Raw genomic sequence first — 448 nt, forward strand, 5'->3', positions numbered from 1 at the left:
CCAACCGCTTGAGCAAGACTGACGACAAAACTACTTACCGATTTATCGACTTCGCCTGGTTGAGCATAGATCTCATCAATGTTGATGCCGATAGGCTGTTGATACTCTAGCTCGGCCAGTTTTTGGTCAAGAGCTTCGCCAATGGTAACCACATTCACGCCAGCGTTGAATGAAATGCCCATATTTAGCGCCATATTGCCGTTAAAATTCAGCACATTGGTAGGAACATCTATGTAACCGCGTTTTATCTCTGCAACGTCTTTTAAGTACACCAAACCCGACGTACTCTCATCGGTGATGATGAGGTCGCCTAACTGCTCGACACTGTCAAATTGCCCTGTAGGTTGGATTCGGATGTATTCATCGCCAACCCTTACCGCACCTGAAGATGACACGGTATTTTGAGTATTCAGCAAATTGAATACCGTCTCAGGGGCAATACCAAGAG

The 448-nt window shown here is 46.0% G+C and carries 1 protein-coding gene; it reads right to left on the reverse strand.

Going from position 1 to position 448, the window contains the following annotated elements; translation table 11 throughout:
* On the reverse strand, positions 1-448 hold a 448-nt coding region (locus AB4585_RS24670; protein WP_372171385.1), incomplete at both ends, for an efflux RND transporter permease subunit.

Source organism: Vibrio sp. 10N.222.49.C9 (genome assembly GCF_041474985.1).
GTDB lineage: Bacteria > Pseudomonadota > Gammaproteobacteria > Enterobacterales > Vibrionaceae > Vibrio > Vibrio crassostreae_C.